Consider the following 15,574-nt stretch of genomic DNA (forward strand, 5'->3'; position numbering starts at 1 on the left):
TTGCTCCGGTTGTCCTTGGTTTGGTGAGCAAACTAAAAAAAGTTAATGACGCTAATGTGACAGTTTTACAGTTAATTCCTGACAAAACGCCAACTTAGCGCTTTTTAAACAGACATTTGAGCTGTTTAAACACGGCTCCAGCGCACTAAAAATGGTTATTACTAGGTTAAATACTTATAAATTTTAATCTCAATGTCATATCAATGAGCCAAAATGACTCTGCCTAATAAATCAGTACCGCGCTAGCATACGTAATAGTGTAAATCTTAGAAGACTTAAACAATGCGATATAACCCATTTACCAGCCATGCAAAATTAACCAACACCATAATTTTATTATTGGTTATTGCCGTAGCAATATGTGCTTACTTTGGCGAACTTAAGCAATGGCAAGACATTGCGTGGCTCGATATTGTCGGTGAGGGCGGGATTGTGTTGATGACTCTCAGCTGGATAGTTGCGTTACTTATTTCACGTCCGCCAGGCAAAGTAACCACCTTATTGGTGCTAGGTTTAGGTTTGTTTATGTTCTCAGCTACACTCGATTTACTTGATGAGTGGTTAAAACAACCACCACAATTATGGCTCACTTGGTTTGAATCACTGCCAGCGCCGTTTGGTATGTCGCTTACCAGTGTTGGGCTTTATTATTGGCATCAAGAACAATTTGTTTTAAATCGTCAATTGCGTCGTCGAGAAGCGCATCTGCGAGAGCATGAAAAAGTCTGTCCGGTAACAGGGTTATACCGAGTTAACTACTTACATTCACTCATGCAGCAACAACAAACAGAGCAGCAAGGCGGCACTTTAGGTGTTATTGATATTCGTGATTTTGCAAAGTTTAATGCGCAGTTTGGTTTTAGTGAAGGTGATAGGTTACTGCGAGAAATTAGTGATTTATTAGTAATGAATTGCCGGTTAAATGATGTGCTTTGTCGCTATGCCGGAGATTGCTTTATTGTGCTTATGCCGAATACCAGCCAAAGCCAAGCCAAAGAATTACTAGCGCAAATGAAAGCGGCGCTTAACCATTGTGCGTTTAAAGTCGCAAAAAGCAAAGGCGCACAGTTTCAGCATATTTTAACCGCCACCATGGCAATGGATTTAGCGCAAGATCCAGTGCAGCAAACCAGCCTGTTACATCAACAATTACAACAAGAAAAGGCGCTTGTAGGTGCAGCAGTATATTAGTCTAGATGATAAATACCTCAGCGGCGAGGGGATTATTACTGCGCTGGTGGAGCTTGCTCAAGGACGAGGGATCCCGCTGCATAAATTGCTGCGTGGTACGGGTATTTTTGAGCAAGATTTATATGACCTATCACAGCGTTTTAGTTTATCGCAGTTATTGGCTTTAATTAGCCAGTTTAAAACCTTAATGAAGAGTAACGACAGTGGTTTTTTACTCGGTCATCAATTGGTTAATGACGTTAGCCCTGCGGTGCAAAGTGTGCGTTTAAGCCCCAGTTTAGGTATGGCTTTGAAGCAATTACAACAGATCCGCACTGTTATTGCGCCTTTATTTTTTACCCGTAAGCATATATTTCAAGACGATTTTTATCTGTACTTGCAACCGAGTATCGGTATGGACGAGTCATTAAAAAATTATTGTTTTGAAATATACAGCGCTGCGTTAATGAGCTTACTAAAACGAGTATGTAATGTGTATCCACATTGTTATTTTGACTTTACCTGTAAGCGCCCGCGGCATATTCAAGAGTATGAGCAGCACTTAGGCTTACGGGTTCGGTTTGAACAACCCTACACCCGTTGGCACTTTAATAAACAATTACTTAAGTGCTCAAACCCAGAGTCAAGCCCATTGCGGTGGCAGCAGTGCATAGCGCAAAGTCAATTGCCTAAAAATGTATCTTTGTCTTTTGTTGAGGCGGTTTGCCTATCCATTTACCACAATACAAACAATAATCTCGTTAGTACTGCTGAGCATTTTGCCATGAGCTCTGCTACGTTTAAACGTAAGTTAAAACAACATGGTGTCAGTTATTCGCAATTACAAGATGAGCAAAATAAACTCAAAGCACTGCATTTACTGGGGGTGTGCCAGCAAGGTAATGAACAAGTAGCTACTCGCTTAGCATTTTATGATATTCCTAACTTTCGCCGTGCATTTAAACGTTGGACCGGCATTACGCCAAGTCAGTTAAAAATATAATTAAAAACTAGCCGCTTGCTCAATAACAATGCCATGGCGCTTTGCTAGGCGCTGATGATCTCTGTCATAGCCTCCACCAATCACAGTGGCAACAGGAGTATTATTTGCAAGGCAGCGTTTAAGCACTAAGTGATCGCGCTTTTCTATCCCTTGCCAACTAATATCCAGTTTGCCTAAGCCATCCTCTTGCCAAATATCAACGCCAGCATCGTATAAAACAAGATCCGGGTTAAGCTCGTGTAATAAAAATTGCAGGGTATCGTCAACAATACCTAAGTATTCAGCGTCTTGCATATTATTGGCTAAACCAATATCTAAATCGCTAGGGGACTTTCTAAATGGGAAGTTTTTCTCACAGTGTATTGAACAGGTAAACGCATAAGGTTGATGAGCCAGCATGGCTGCCGTGCCATCACCTTGGTGAACATCTAAATCAAAAATCAGTACGTTAGTCACTTCACGGTTTTGAATTAACGTCTGTGCGGTAAAAGCTAAATCGTTCACCATACAAAAACCCGAGCCAAAATCACTGTGGGCATGGTGAGTGCCGCCCGCTAAATGGCACGCAAGACTACTTTTAAGCGCTAAACGCGCAGTTTGCAGTGTCCCTAATGGGGCGGTAAATGTGCGGTTCATTAGTGCTTGCGACCAGGGTAAGCCAATACGGCGCATGGCTTTTTCATCTAGGCGATTATGCCATAAATCGTGAATGTAGTTTTCACAGTGTACTATTTCTAGCTCTTCTACACTACCATGTGGTGGCTCTATGATATTGCTGCCAGCAAGCCCAAGGGTTTTAACATGCTGGTATAGCTGCGCAAATTTACTCATTACAAAGCGGTGTTTGGGATCAAAACTAAACGAGTAATTAGGATGATAAACTAAAGGTAGATTGGGATTTAGACTCATATCTGCGTCGTTTAATTATTTTTGGTTATGGTAATCAACTTCACGCAGTGCGTCTATTTATGTTTGGTAAATAAGCGTTTCAAGCTCACGGTGTAATAATGTTTCATCAGCAAGGTTTAGTTCAACCAAGCGCTTTAAATGCGTAATGCTGTCTATATCAATGTTATGACATTTAAGACCAATATGATTTTCTTCTATATGACGAATAACCACCGGCATTTTTATTTCAATATCGCTTTGTGGCAAGGTAAAGCGCAATATTGCTTCGTCATTTTTGTTGCCTGTAAAGGCATCGCTTTTAGTGATCAGTGCACCATGTAAAGAAATATCTAATAGGGTACATGCATACTGGGAGCTAGCCGTTTCCAATTGCGCTGCTGTAGAGAACATAATACGAGAAAATTGCCGACGGTTTTGCATAATCATCTTATAAAGTTTTTATTTATAATAAGCATAGCTGGTAATGCCCAACACGCCAATTTGCTCAAAGATAAAAATAGCTCGTATAAAAAAGCCCCGCATAAAATGCAGGGCTTTTAACTTATTCACTGTGGCTGCTAGCCAATTTTTTTGTACTTAATACGCTTGGGCTGTGCAGCTTCTGCGCCAAGGGTCTTTTTAAGCCACTCTTCGTACTCAGTGTAGTTACCATCAAAGAAGTTAATTTGGCCTTCGTCACGGTAATCTAAAATGTGTGTAGCAATACGGTCAAGGAACCAACGGTCATGCGAGATACACATGACACAACCAGGGAATTCTAAAATAGCATTCTCAAGGGCACGTAATGTTTCAACGTCCAAGTCATTGGTTGGCTCATCCAGTAGTACTACGTTGCCGCCTGCTTTTAACAGCTTAGCTAGGTGTAAACGGTTGCGCTCACCACCAGATAAGTCTTTAACAAACTTTTGTTGATCGTTACCTTTAAAGTTAAAACGGCTAACATAAGCACGGCTTGGGAACTCAAAGTTACCAATTTTTAGTACATCTTGGCCGTCAGAGATTTCTTGGAATACTGTTTTGCTTTCATCCATGTTGCCACGGAACTGATCAACTGTTGCCAGTTCCACTGTTTCACCAATGCTGATATTACCGCTATCTGGCTGCTCTTCACCGCTTAACATTTTAAATAGCGTTGATTTACCTGCACCATTGGCACCAATAATACCCACAATAGCGCCCTTAGGCATGCTAAAGCTTAAGTCATCAATTAAAACGCGGTCGCCAAAGCTTTTATGTAAGTTGTTTACTTCTAATACTTGGTCACCTAAACGTGGGCCAGGTGGAATAAACAATTCATTGGTTTCGTTACGTTTTTGGTAATCAGACTGTTGTAGTTCGCTAAACTGCGCCATACGTGCTTTTGACTTAGCTTGACGACCTTTAGGGTTTGAACGTACCCATTCAAGTTCTTGTGCAATTGATTTTTGACGTGCTTTTTCAGATTTTTGCTCTTGTTGTAAGCGGGCATCTTTTTGCTCAAGCCAAGACGAGTAATTACCTTCCCACGGAATACCTTCACCACGGTCAAGCTCTAAAATCCAGCCAGCAACATTATCAAGGAAGTAACGGTCATGCGTTACTGCCACAACGGTGCCTTCGTAGTCATGTAAGAAGCGCTCTAACCAGGCAACCGACTCAGCATCTAAGTGGTTAGTTGGTTCATCGAGAATCAGCATATCTGGTTTTTCAAGTAACAAACGACAAATAGCAACACGACGGCGCTCACCACCCGATAGGTGCTCAATTTTAGCATCCCACTCAGGTAAACGAAGTGCATCGGCAGCACGCTCTAATACGTTATCGATATTATGACCATCATGCGCTTGAATAATCGCTTCTAATTCACCTTGCTCTTTAGCCAGTGCGTCAAAGTCAGCGCCTTCCATTGCGTATTCGTTATACACTTCGTCAAGGCGGTTAAGGGCATGTTTTACTTCACCCACAGCTTCTTCAACAATTTCACGAACTGTTTTGCTTTCGTCCAAAACAGGCTCTTGCGGCAAGTAACCAATTTTAGTGCCTGGTTGAGGGCGAGCTTCACCTTCAAAATCTTCATCAACACCTGCCATAATGCGTAGTAATGATGATTTACCAGAACCATTTAGACCTAGCACACCAATTTTTGCACCAGGGAAAAAATGCAACGAAATATCTTTTAAGATAGTGCGTTTTGGTGGTACAACCTTAGATACTCGACTCATCGAGAATATAAACTTATCAGGTAAAACCATGGAAGAAGCCTTCAAATAATAATAAAAATTTCAATGCTGTATTGTAGTGGCTCACAGGTGAAACAGTCAACGAATGGCACTGTTTTAAAGTACATATTCAATTTATACAAACCACGTGAATAAATTTCATTTAGACATCTATACATCTAGAGGTTGATATTTTTCACATTCTGTTCATAATGAGAGCGTATTAATTCTCGGTTTTTATGAGCAGGAGCTTTAAGAATGCCAATTACAGTAGAAGACGAATTGCCAGCTATTGCACGTTTACGTCATGAAAACGTGTTTGTAATGCCAAAAACGCGTGCAAAAACGCAAGAAATACGCCCTATGCGTTTGGCTATTCTTAATCTTATGCCTAATAAAGTAGAAACCGAAGTTCAGTTTATTCGCTTGTTGGCTAACTCTCCGCTGCAAGTAAATGTAGAGCTACTGCGCCTTGACACGCATCGTAGCAGTAGTAACTCAGAGCAACACTTAGATACCTTTTATCGTTACTTTTCAGAAGTGAAAAAAAATAATTACGATGCACTATTAATTACCGGTGCGCCTTTGGCACATTTAGAGTATGAAGAAGTGGCGTATTGGGAAGAATTCAAAGTGATTATTGATTGGGCCGAGCAGCATGTAACTTCTACTTTGTTTTCGTGCTGGGCTGCCCACGCGGCTTTATATCACCGTTATAATTTAAAGCGCGATTTAAAAGAAAATAAACTGTGTGGGGTGTTTACCCATCAATGCTACTTTGCCCATGGTGCACTTACCCGCGGCTTTGACGATACCTTTTTAGTGCCGCACTCACGTTATGGCCACATAGATATAGATAAAATAAACGCTTGTGAAGAGCTGGTGGTATTAGCGGGCTCTGAACGAGTCGGGGCTTATTTACTTAAAAATAAATCGGGCAGCCAAGTATTTATTACCGGCCACCCAGAATACGATGCCGACAGTTTAAAAGCCGAATATGAGCGCGATTTACAAAAAAGCCCTGATGCGCCAAAGCCCGAAAACTATTTTCCTGATGACGATACCAGCAAGCAACCGTCTAAAACATGGCAAAGTCACGCGTTTTTACTGTTTTCAAACTGGTTAAATTATTACGTTTACCAAACCACACCCTATGATATTAACTTAGTTAGCCAAGACGTAAGGACTAACAACTATGCCGAGTAATCCTCAAAACAATAAGCATCAAGAGCTAAGTGCTACGCTCAAACAGCGCATTTTAATTTTAGATGGTGCAATGGGAACCATGATCCAAACGCATAAGCTTGAAGAGCAAGACTACCGGGGTGAACGTTTTAAAGATTGGCACGTGCTTATTAAAGGTAATAACGATTTATTAAGTCTAACCAAGCCTGAAATTATTACTGATATACACCGCAGCTTTTTAGCCGCCGGTGCCGATATTATCGAAACCAACACCTTTAACTCGACTACCATTTCGATGGAAGATTACGACATGTCGAGCATAAGCCGTGAAGTTAATTTAGAGTCAGCTAAGTTAGCCCGTGCTGTATGTGATGAATTTAGCGCTAAAACCCCAGAAAAACCGCGCTATGTAGCAGGCGTTTTAGGGCCAACGTCTAAAACCTGTTCGTTATCGCCGGATGTAAACGACCCCGGCTATCGTAATATCACCTTTGATAAATTAGTGACTGCGTATGTGGAGTCGACCCTTGCACTTATGGAAGGCGGTGTAGATATTATTTTAATCGAAACAATATTCGACACGCTTAATGCAAAAGCCGCCTCATTCGCGGTAGAAGAAGCGTTTGAACAAGCAGGGCGTACATTACCAGTGATGATATCAGGCACTATCACCGACGCCTCAGGCCGCACGCTTTCAGGGCAAACCACCGAAGCATTTTATAACTCTATTCGCCATATTAAGCCGCTTTCAATTGGCTTAAATTGCGCGCTAGGGCCAGATTTACTACGCCAATACGTTGAAGAGCTATCACGCGTGTGCGAAACCTTTGTTTCTGTTCACCCTAATGCGGGCTTACCCAATGAGTTCGGAGAATACGATTTAGAAGCAGACGACATGGCAAAAGAGATCATAGATTGGGGTAAATCGGGCTTTATTAATATTGTTGGCGGTTGCTGCGGCACTACGCCTGCGCACATTCGTGCCTTTGCCAAAGGGCTTGAAGGAACAGCACCACGAAAATTACCAGAGCTTGAAGTGCGCATGCGTTTATCAGGCCTAGAAGCCTGTAACTTAAATTAAGGAGCCGCCAATGACCCAACAAATTGCAGTATTTACCAATGTCGGCGAGCGTACTAACGTAACTGGCTCGGCCATGTTTAAACGTTTGATCATGGAAGAGGACTACGAGACCGCCCTGAATGTGGCCCGCGAACAAGTAGAAAATGGCGCACAGGTTATTGATATCAACATGGACGAAGCCATGCTGGACTCAAAAGCGGCCATGGTTAAGTTTTTAAACTTAATTGCCTCAGAGCCTGATATTTCTAAAGTACCTATAATGGTCGACTCCTCAAAGTGGGAAGTCATCGAAGCAGGCTTAAAGTGTATTCAAGGCAAGGCCATTGTTAACTCCATTTCACTTAAAGAGGGTGAAGAGCCGTTTATTCGCCAAGCTAAAATTATAAAACGCTTTGGCGCCGCGGCTGTTGTGATGGCGTTTGATACCGAAGGTCAAGCCGATACCGCCGATCGTAAGTTTGAAATTTGTGAGCGCAGCTACCGTATTTTGGTCGACGAAATTGGCTTCCCGCCAGAAGACATTATATTTGACCCCAACATATTTGCCGTTGCCACCGGTATAGAAGAGCACGACAACTACGCCGTAGAATTTATTGAAGGCACCCGCCGTATTAAGCAAAATTTACCGCACTGTAAAGTGTCGGGTGGGGTGTCAAACGTATCGTTCTCGTTTAGAGGTAATAACCCAGTACGTGAAGCGATTCACTCGGTGTTTTTATACCATGCTATAAAAGCGGGTATGGATATGGGCATAGTAAACGCAGGGCAGCTTGCGGTTTACGACGACATCCCCGAGGAACTTCGCAAAGCCGTAGAAGATGTAATTCTTAACACCGACCCCGGTGCTGGCGAGCGCCTTGTTGAACTTGCGCCTAAATATTCAGGCATGGCACAAGCTGAGCGGGTAGAAGATTTAGAATGGCGCACTTGGTCGGTTGAAAAACGCCTAGAGCATGCCCTAGTAAAAGGCATAACCACCTTTATAGATGAAGACACAGAAGAGTGCCGTGCTGGCGCAGATAAACCTATTCACGTCATTGAAGGGCCACTCATGGACGGCATGAACGTGGTTGGGGATTTATTTGGCGCGGGTAAAATGTTTTTACCTCAAGTGGTTAAATCGGCCCGTGTAATGAAACGCGCGGTCGCCTACCTTGACCCATTCATTGAAGCCGAAAAAGAAGAGGGCGCGACCAACGGTAAAATTGTTATGGCCACCGTAAAAGGCGACGTGCACGACATAGGTAAAAACATCGTAGGCGTAGTACTGCAATGCAATAACTACGAAGTAATCGACCTTGGGGTAATGGTGCCAGCAGATAAAATACTGCAAACCGCGATTGACGAAAAAGCCGATATTATAGGCCTTTCGGGCTTAATTACTCCGTCGCTTGATGAAATGGTACATGTTGCCAAAGAAATGAAACGTCGTGGCTTTGAGCTACCACTCATGATTGGTGGGGCAACCACCTCAAAAGCCCATACTGCTGTAAAAATTGAGCCGCAATATGACAAAGGCGTGGTGTATGTAAATAACGCCAGCCGCGCCGTGGGTGTGGTTTCTAACTTATTGTCGAAAGAGCATAAAACTGAATTTTTAGCAAAAACCAGCGCTGAATATGTGAAAGTACGCGAGCAGCAAGCACGCAAAAAGCCACGTTCAAAACCGGTTACTATTCAACGTGCCCGCGATAACGCCGCCAAGCTTGATTGGGATAATTACACCCCACCGGTGCCGAAAAAGCTGGGCGTGACAGAGTTTAAAAATGTCTCGATCAAGACGCTTCGTAAATACATAGACTGGACGCCATACTTTATGACCTGGTCAATCGCGGGTAAATACCCACGTATCATGACCGATGAAGTGGTTGGCGAGCAGGCGCAAAGCTTATTTAAAGACGCCAACGACATGCTCGATGAACTTGAAAAGTCAGGCAGTTTACAGCCATTAGGTGTTATTGGTTTATTCCCTGCAAACCGCGTGGGCGATGACATAGAAATTTACACCGACGAAACGCGCAAAGAGCTATTAACTACCTCATGCCATTTACGTCAGCAAACCGAAAAAACCGACTTTGCTAATTACTGTTTAGCCGATTACATTGCGCCAAAAGGCACGCCTGATTACTTTGGTGCGTTTGCGGTAACAGGTGGCTTAGAAGAAGACGACCTAGCCAATGCGTTCGACGCACAGCAAGACGACTATAATAAAATAATGATAAAAGCGGTTGCTGATAGGCTCGCAGAAGCCTTTGCCGAATACTTGCACGAGCAGGTGCGAAAAGAGTATTGGGGATATGCACCCGATGAAAACCTGCCTAACGATGAACTCATTCGCGAAAACTACCAAGGTATTCGCCCAGCACCGGGTTACCCAGCGTGCCCAGAGCACACCGAGAAAAAGAAAATTTGGCAACTACTCGATACCGAAAAACGTATTGGTATGCAGCTCACCAGCTCGTACGCCATGTGGCCAGGTGCTGCGGTTTCGGGTTGGTACTTCTCACACCCACAAGCGAAATACTACGCCGTTGCTGCAATACAGAAGGATCAGGTAGAAGACTACGCCAAGCGAACAAATATGACGCTCGCAGAAGCCGAAAGATGGCTATCGCCTAATTTGGGGTATGAGCCAGAGTAAAAGAGCAGCGGTCAAAAGTTGAAGCGGTCAGCTATCAGTAAAACAAAAACGAGCCAAGGTAGGCTCGTTTTTGTTTTTAAAGTTTATCAGTGAGCAACTCATTTATTTTATTCGTAACATCTTTTGGAGTTGGTTTAGTCGTTTGTTGTTTTAACCAATCTATTAGCTCCACTCTGACTTTAAAGCCTTCTTTAATGCAATAGCTTTGGGAGCTTACCCAAATATCAGGCGCACCAATTGAGCCTCGGCCATACCAATTACAAATACTATAACCTTCACTCTCAATTTTATTTTCAATAATGTTAGTGTAAACGGGTATGGTCACAACCATAACTAATAAAGTTATTCCACACAGTTTGAACCACTTATTCAGTAGGCTTGGGCTAATTTCAGTGTTCTTAATTTTTAGCCAGAGTAAGCCTGTTAGCGTCCCAAACATTGGAACGCACAAAATTAAACTTGGGCTAAAGCTGCGTTCTTTAAAAATGAGGTCGTTGTTGTTTAAAGCTTCAATTACTGACGATACTTCAACCCATGCCGCAAAAGGTGAGGCTATGGTAAAAGTTAAAAACAGTATAAATAAAAAAGTATGTTTAATATTTTCACTTAACGTTATTCTTTCATGTTTCATTAAATTCCCTTTAATCAACATTTAAATAAGGCATACAAATAAATTACGATTAAACTTTATACGGTTTTCGTCATATGCATTATTAGCAATTCTTAGACTAGCTATAATTTTTTAGTTATCCTATTGGTATAAATTAAACACATAGCTGTTCCTCTAACAAGAGCGCCTATAAGAATAAATAAACTAGACTCCACTTTAAGTCTTTCACTGCGAAAAACGAAGTAGCAGACTTTGTTTAGGTTAAAAAAGTGAGGTGTCTTATGTCAATTTTACAAAAGCATAAAGCAGGTTTAGTTTATATAAAAATATTATCATCGTATCAATTTTTAAGAGCAGAAAAACTAAATGCCAGGATCGCGGACTATTAAAACTTACGAAGTTAGCTTCTTAAAACGTACTCTAAATTTAGTTTTACTATTTACCCATATAATTTTTTTATTTGCAGTAGCTGCCATAGCATTCGATCGTGAGAGTTTTGAGGCGATAAGTAACGCAAGATATGGCAATAGCGCTCCCTTAATGCAATCTAAATTAGCAGATATATTTGTATCCTCTTGGTTTGCTTATTTGTGCTTAGCTTTGATCCCCATAACTTTAATGAAAGAGCGCTTTATGAAAAGCTATAACGTTCGAATTTATTCAAATGTACTAGCTTCGTTTATATGCGGATTAATAATCTATATATTCATTAATAAACTGTATAGTTTATAAGGTTTATCTAATGTGACTTTTAGCTTCTTTAATCGGAAATTTATAACTTAAAAGGAAAAAATATCTAATGGAAAATGTTTTTTGTGGGTATTATGATGAGGAAACGGAGCAGGATGTTCCATTACAACCAAACATTAGTGAAGCTATAACCTTTTTCAAAAAATTTATTTTTTCAAGCTTTAGGGGATAATGAGGCTTCATTACAAATAAGTTGCCTAGAAAAAAGTTTATGGTGCATTTCTACCAGTGTTTCCATCCGAAGGCGCTTTCTTGGACCTTTTTTTAAGCGTAACACCTTCAAAATCTTTATAGATAAAAATGAAGATGAAACAGAAAATATAATACGTTTATTTTATGATAGTTCGCCTCACAAATTTGCTGCCTTTTTAAAAAATAGTAAAGGCTAAGCTTTAAGAGAAGTTACACATTTAATCTCTTTATAAATCTATTCTATTACTTTGAATAAAGGACTATCAATGAAGTATCTAAATTACATATTACTTTGCCTATCTCTATTTTTCACATCGAACACATTTTCGCTTGAGCAGAAGTATCACGAGAGTGTATTACCTGTTATTACTGCTTTTAAAACGCAGGATAAAACTGCGATTGCTGCGCATATTCGCTACCCTCTAAAAAGGCAGTATCCACTTCCTGATATTAAAAATGAAGCTGAGTTTATTAACCGCTTTGATGAAGTGTTTGACGACGAGCTTGTTGCTTTTATTGGCAGCTCTAATATTAATACCGATTGGGATAGCGTAGGTTGGCGCGGTATTATGCTAAATAACGGCGTAATGTGGGTAGACACAGACGGCAAAGTTATTGCTGTAAATACACAAAATGCCACTGAGCAAGCACATGCAGAAAAGTTAATCGCTCAAGATAAACAATCACTCCATTCAAGTATTAAAACCTTTCAAAAACCAATACTCGATTGGAAAACAGCTAACTATCGTGTTCGCATTGATAATTTAGGCGATGGAAACTTCCGTTATGCGTCGTGGAATATTGATAAAAGCCCAAGCGATAGGCCTGATATCGTTTTAATTCATGGTGAGATAACGTTTAGTGGCAGTGGCGGTAATCACAGTTATACGTTTAAAAACGGGCACTATAGTTACATATTACACGTTACTGTAATTGGCTGTGATACCTCACCACCAGGTTGGCTTGAAGTATATAAAAACGATAAGCAATTGTTATTTGAAGACGTTGTAAGTAAAGGTTAATACAGTAGCGAAAAAAGTACATAGTTACTAATGATTAAACAGAATTAGAAATAAAATATGAAAATAGAAGATATCAAGATAAAAATTGAAAGCTCTGAATTTTATAAAAACAATGATATTAAACAGTTGATTAAACTGGTTATTGATTTATATGAAAGCTACAGAATTGAAAATACTATTTTAGAAAATGACGGCGATATGCTTCTTTTTCAGTGCGGGGAAGATAGCCTGAGTAAAGACTACTTTATTGTTGATATTACACGCCAAATTATTCCTGATTTAGACGACATAGATGAAGCTACAGATGCTATGCAGCAACTTAGTACGACTTTTAAATTTTTACCAAGCGAGGCTGCATTTGCGCTTTCAACAACGAGTCAGTGGTGTTCTGCGTTAAATGAGGTTGATAGTCTTAGGGCGTTTATTGAAAATAGTGATGCTTTTCAATGGGCTATTAAAAATGATGTGGTAAAAGTAGATATTGAATTATCTTATATATAAATATTAAAACAATAATTGTAGTCGCATAAACTACGATAATGAAATTGGTTGTGCAATTAGCTTTTTTAAAAGGATTTACATGAATAAAAAAACTTCAAACTTAGTCATTATATTTTTATCTGCATTCATTACATCGTTTGTTAGCCGCTATTTAACTGATTCAATAATAAACCTAAAAGATCTACCTTTTTATATGGAGTTTTTACTTTTCCTAGCTATTTATTTGGCAATTTATTTCCCACTAAATTGTGTATTCGAAAAATTCGTTGTTAAGTCAACATCTGATAGTTAGCAAAACAGTAAGGCAGAATGAGTCAGAGGGTTCGCTATACAAGGCTTTACAGGTATCTTTGCTTATTGTTTTGTCGCATATCTGTGTAGTAATCGGCTTGCTCTTAACCACTATTAAACAAGGCAATTTTATGAAAACAATCGGCATGCTCGGAGGTATGAGTTGGGAGTCAACAACCAGCTATTACAAAGCTTTAAACGAAGGCGTTAAAAACTCATTGGGTGGACTACATAGTGCTAAAATTTGCATGGTGAGCGTCGATTTTGCGGAAATTGAAGCGCTACAGCATCAAGGTGATTGGCAACAAACAGCCAATATTCTCACCGAGGCGGCTAAATCTGTAGAGGCTGGTGGTGCCGACTTTTTACTTATTTGTACCAACACGATGCATAAAGTGGCCGATGAAATTGCCAGTAATATTACCATTCCTATTTTGCACATTGCCGATACCACCGCAGAGCAACTAAAGCACGATAACATCACGCGAGTAGGGTTGTTGGGCACGCAATTTACAATGGAGCAAAACTTTTACAAAGAGCGTTTAATCGATAAGCATAACATTGAGGTATTAATACCTCAGCCTAATGAGCGAAAGCGAGTGCACGAGGTTATTTATTCGCAGTTATGCCAAGGGATCATTGATGACGATTCGCGAGGCGATTATATCCGCATTATAGAGCGCTTATTTGCACAAGGCGCGCAGGCCATCATTTTAGGCTGTACTGAAATCGCCTTGTTGATAAAGCCACAACATACGCAGGTTCCGCTTTACGATACCACCAAAATACATGCCGAGGCAGCAGTAAAACTAGCGCTGGCTAAATAAATAAGATTGAGCTTATTTCTGTAAATAATCACTTCGTTATGCTTGCATACACTGATGCTACTAGTTATGGAATCTGGGGGGTAGAGGTGAAAAAGCTTACTATTTATTTGTTACTTTTATTATCTGTTGGATATTCTTCAGTTGCTTTGTATTCGCTTATTAATAGTGATATTGAAGATGTTATTATTTGCAGCACTAATGAGAATACTCACTATATACCAAGTGACGCTTGCGAATATTACTTGTTTAATTATAGAGCAGATAAGGGTGATATCGAATCACTTGAATCAGGCGCTGGTCTAGCATTTTTATTTGAAATTAAAGATATAGATAAGCGCGATGCTTATATCGAATACTTTATTTCTAAAGGAATCAAAGTAAATACGTTAAGTCACATAGATGGTTTATCACCTCTACACTCGGCTATTTTGCTTAATGACTTTGGTTTAGTGCAACTTTTAATGGATAAAGGCGCGAGTATTACCATTAAAGAAAAATCACATGGGCTTACATCTTTAGAGTTTATTCATAAACTGAGTGAAAAAAATGCTCAGATAGATAGGCAGCTGATATCTGAACTTTTGACGTCGATTTCAAATAATAAACAGGCTGGTTAATTCAAAGAATTACCGAATATGTTAGATCTAGTGATTTTATTATTTACCAACAAAAAAACCGCCAATTGGCGGTTTTTTATTAGCAAGTAAAGCTGTTAACACGCTTTATATTAATGACCTTTCTCAAAGTCCTTTACTTCGCGCTCGGCTTCCTCTTTCGATTTACCATATTTTTGCTGAATTTTACCAACAAGCTCGGTACGGCTACCTTCAATTTTATCTAAATCATCGTTGGTAAGATCGCCCCATTTTTGCTGCGCTTTACCTTTAAGTTCTTTCCAATTTCCTTCGATACGATCGCTATTCATAATTAGCACCTTATTAAGAGTGATGATTTTTCATTTTAAAAGCGTTACTAATAAAATGATTTTTAACGTTCACTTATATAGGTGCAAAGCCTATACCAGAAAGTGAAATATTAAGTTTTTAATATATATGCATATTCCGGAGCATCGTGAACAGTGATTCCGGCCCATCGTGAACACCCGTTCTGGTTTTAACGTGAACGCTCATTCCGGTTTTATCGTGAACACTTTTGACTGATTTTCCGGAATCGGTGTTCACACCAAACCAGTAC

Annotated in this window: 14 protein-coding genes; 9 read left to right on the forward strand and 5 right to left on the reverse strand. The window is 40.2% G+C overall.

Features of this window, described 5'->3' with window-relative positions:
• Positions 1-282: 282 nt before the first annotated feature.
• Together AAEY57_RS11660 and AAEY57_RS11665 are read left to right on the forward strand one after the other, a co-directional pair.
• Positions 283-1,191: a GGDEF domain-containing protein gene (locus AAEY57_RS11660; RefSeq protein ID WP_350607917.1), complete on the forward strand. Its 909-nt coding sequence runs from the start codon at positions 283-285 to the stop codon at positions 1,189-1,191.
• Positions 1,175-2,173: an AraC family transcriptional regulator gene (locus AAEY57_RS11665; RefSeq protein WP_350607918.1), complete on the forward strand. Its 999-nt coding sequence runs from the start codon at positions 1,175-1,177 to the stop codon at positions 2,171-2,173. The genes AAEY57_RS11660 and AAEY57_RS11665 overlap by 17 nt, the downstream gene beginning before the upstream one ends.
• On the opposite strand, the gene AAEY57_RS11670 is transcribed toward AAEY57_RS11665, so the two are convergent.
• From AAEY57_RS11670 to ettA, 3 genes are all read right to left on the reverse strand, one after another.
• Positions 2,174-3,082, reverse strand: coding sequence for a histone deacetylase family protein (locus AAEY57_RS11670; RefSeq protein ID WP_350607919.1), 909 nt, complete (start codon positions 3,080-3,082; stop codon positions 2,174-2,176).
• A gap of 57 nt (positions 3,083-3,139) precedes the next feature.
• On the reverse strand, positions 3,140-3,502 hold the full coding sequence (locus AAEY57_RS11675; RefSeq protein ID WP_013464365.1) for a PilZ domain-containing protein: 363 nt from the start codon (positions 3,500-3,502) through the stop codon (positions 3,140-3,142).
• A 137-nt stretch (positions 3,503-3,639) separates the two neighbouring features.
• A complete protein-coding gene (gene ettA, locus AAEY57_RS11680) occupies positions 3,640-5,313 on the reverse strand; it encodes an energy-dependent translational throttle protein EttA (RefSeq protein WP_350607920.1) in 1,674 nt (557 codons plus the stop codon).
• A gap of 225 nt (positions 5,314-5,538) precedes the next feature.
• On the opposite strand from ettA, the gene AAEY57_RS11685 reads away from it, so the two are divergent.
• From AAEY57_RS11685 to metH, 3 genes are read left to right on the forward strand one after another with little or no spacing between them, the layout of a single operon-like run.
• The gene (locus AAEY57_RS11685) at positions 5,539-6,486 is read left to right on the forward strand and encodes a homoserine O-succinyltransferase (RefSeq protein WP_350607921.1); all 948 of its coding nucleotides are present in this window, start codon (positions 5,539-5,541) and stop codon (positions 6,484-6,486) included.
• Complete coding sequence (locus tag AAEY57_RS11690) at positions 6,476-7,546, forward strand: homocysteine S-methyltransferase family protein (RefSeq protein WP_350607922.1); 1,071 nt, start codon at positions 6,476-6,478, stop codon at positions 7,544-7,546. The genes AAEY57_RS11685 and AAEY57_RS11690 overlap by 11 nt, the downstream gene beginning before the upstream one ends.
• A gap of 10 nt (positions 7,547-7,556) precedes the next feature.
• Positions 7,557-10,187, forward strand: coding sequence for a methionine synthase (gene metH, locus AAEY57_RS11695; protein ID WP_350607923.1), 2,631 nt, complete (start codon positions 7,557-7,559; stop codon positions 10,185-10,187).
• A gap of 76 nt (positions 10,188-10,263) precedes the next feature.
• Here metH and AAEY57_RS11700 read toward each other — a convergent pair whose 3' ends face one another.
• The gene (locus AAEY57_RS11700) at positions 10,264-10,818 is read right to left on the reverse strand and encodes a DUF1240 domain-containing protein (protein WP_036956795.1); all 555 of its coding nucleotides are present in this window, start codon (positions 10,816-10,818) and stop codon (positions 10,264-10,266) included.
• 1,187 nt (positions 10,819-12,005) lie between these two features.
• Here AAEY57_RS11700 and AAEY57_RS11705 point away from each other — a divergent pair.
• The 4 genes from AAEY57_RS11705 to AAEY57_RS11720 all read left to right on the forward strand — a co-directional run bounded on the left by AAEY57_RS11705 (position 12,006) and on the right by AAEY57_RS11720 (position 14,997).
• Positions 12,006-12,761 (forward strand): hypothetical protein, encoded by a 756-nt coding sequence (locus tag AAEY57_RS11705; protein ID WP_036956797.1) that lies wholly within the window; start codon positions 12,006-12,008, stop codon positions 12,759-12,761.
• Positions 12,762-12,818: 57 nt separating this feature from the next.
• Positions 12,819-13,262 carry a hypothetical protein gene (locus AAEY57_RS11710; protein WP_010391128.1) on the forward strand — a complete coding sequence of 148 codons (444 nt, stop codon included), beginning with the start codon at positions 12,819-12,821 and terminating at the stop codon, positions 13,260-13,262.
• Between the two features lie 422 nt (positions 13,263-13,684).
• Complete coding sequence (locus tag AAEY57_RS11715; protein ID WP_350607924.1) at positions 13,685-14,380, forward strand: aspartate/glutamate racemase family protein; 696 nt, start codon at positions 13,685-13,687, stop codon at positions 14,378-14,380.
• A gap of 86 nt (positions 14,381-14,466) precedes the next feature.
• Positions 14,467-14,997: an ankyrin repeat domain-containing protein gene (locus AAEY57_RS11720; protein ID WP_350607925.1), complete on the forward strand. Its 531-nt coding sequence runs from the start codon at positions 14,467-14,469 to the stop codon at positions 14,995-14,997.
• 110 nt (positions 14,998-15,107) lie between these two features.
• Here AAEY57_RS11720 and AAEY57_RS11725 read toward each other — a convergent pair whose 3' ends face one another.
• Entirely contained in the window at positions 15,108-15,305 is a 198-nt protein-coding gene (locus tag AAEY57_RS11725) for a CsbD family protein (RefSeq protein ID WP_350607926.1), read from the reverse strand.
• Between the last annotated feature and the right edge of the window lie 269 nt (positions 15,306-15,574).

Source organism: Pseudoalteromonas sp. MER144-MNA-CIBAN-0113, from assembly GCF_040308965.1.
Taxonomy (GTDB): domain Bacteria; phylum Pseudomonadota; class Gammaproteobacteria; order Enterobacterales; family Alteromonadaceae; genus Pseudoalteromonas; species Pseudoalteromonas tetraodonis.

Coding starts and splice junctions, on each gene's coding strand:
- AAEY57_RS11660 (WP_350607917.1), top strand. CDS start 283: ATGCGATATAACCCATTTACCAGCCATGCAAAATTAACCAACACCATA.
- AAEY57_RS11670 (WP_350607919.1), bottom strand. CDS start 3,082: ATGAGTCTAAATCCCAATCTACCTTTAGTTTATCATCCTAATTACTCG.
- AAEY57_RS11675 (WP_013464365.1), bottom strand. CDS start 3,502: ATGCAAAACCGTCGGCAATTTTCTCGTATTATGTTCTCTACAGCAGCG.
- ettA (WP_350607920.1), bottom strand. CDS start 5,313: ATGGTTTTACCTGATAAGTTTATATTCTCGATGAGTCGAGTATCTAAG.
- AAEY57_RS11685 (WP_350607921.1), top strand. CDS start 5,539: ATGCCAATTACAGTAGAAGACGAATTGCCAGCTATTGCACGTTTACGT.
- AAEY57_RS11690 (WP_350607922.1), top strand. CDS start 6,476: ATGCCGAGTAATCCTCAAAACAATAAGCATCAAGAGCTAAGTGCTACG.
- metH (WP_350607923.1), top strand. CDS start 7,557: ATGACCCAACAAATTGCAGTATTTACCAATGTCGGCGAGCGTACTAAC.
- AAEY57_RS11700 (WP_036956795.1), bottom strand. CDS start 10,818: ATGAAACATGAAAGAATAACGTTAAGTGAAAATATTAAACATACTTTT.
- AAEY57_RS11705 (WP_036956797.1), top strand. CDS start 12,006: ATGAAGTATCTAAATTACATATTACTTTGCCTATCTCTATTTTTCACA.
- AAEY57_RS11710 (WP_010391128.1), top strand. CDS start 12,819: ATGAAAATAGAAGATATCAAGATAAAAATTGAAAGCTCTGAATTTTAT.
- AAEY57_RS11715 (WP_350607924.1), top strand. CDS start 13,685: ATGAAAACAATCGGCATGCTCGGAGGTATGAGTTGGGAGTCAACAACC.
- AAEY57_RS11725 (WP_350607926.1), bottom strand. CDS start 15,305: ATGAATAGCGATCGTATCGAAGGAAATTGGAAAGAACTTAAAGGTAAA.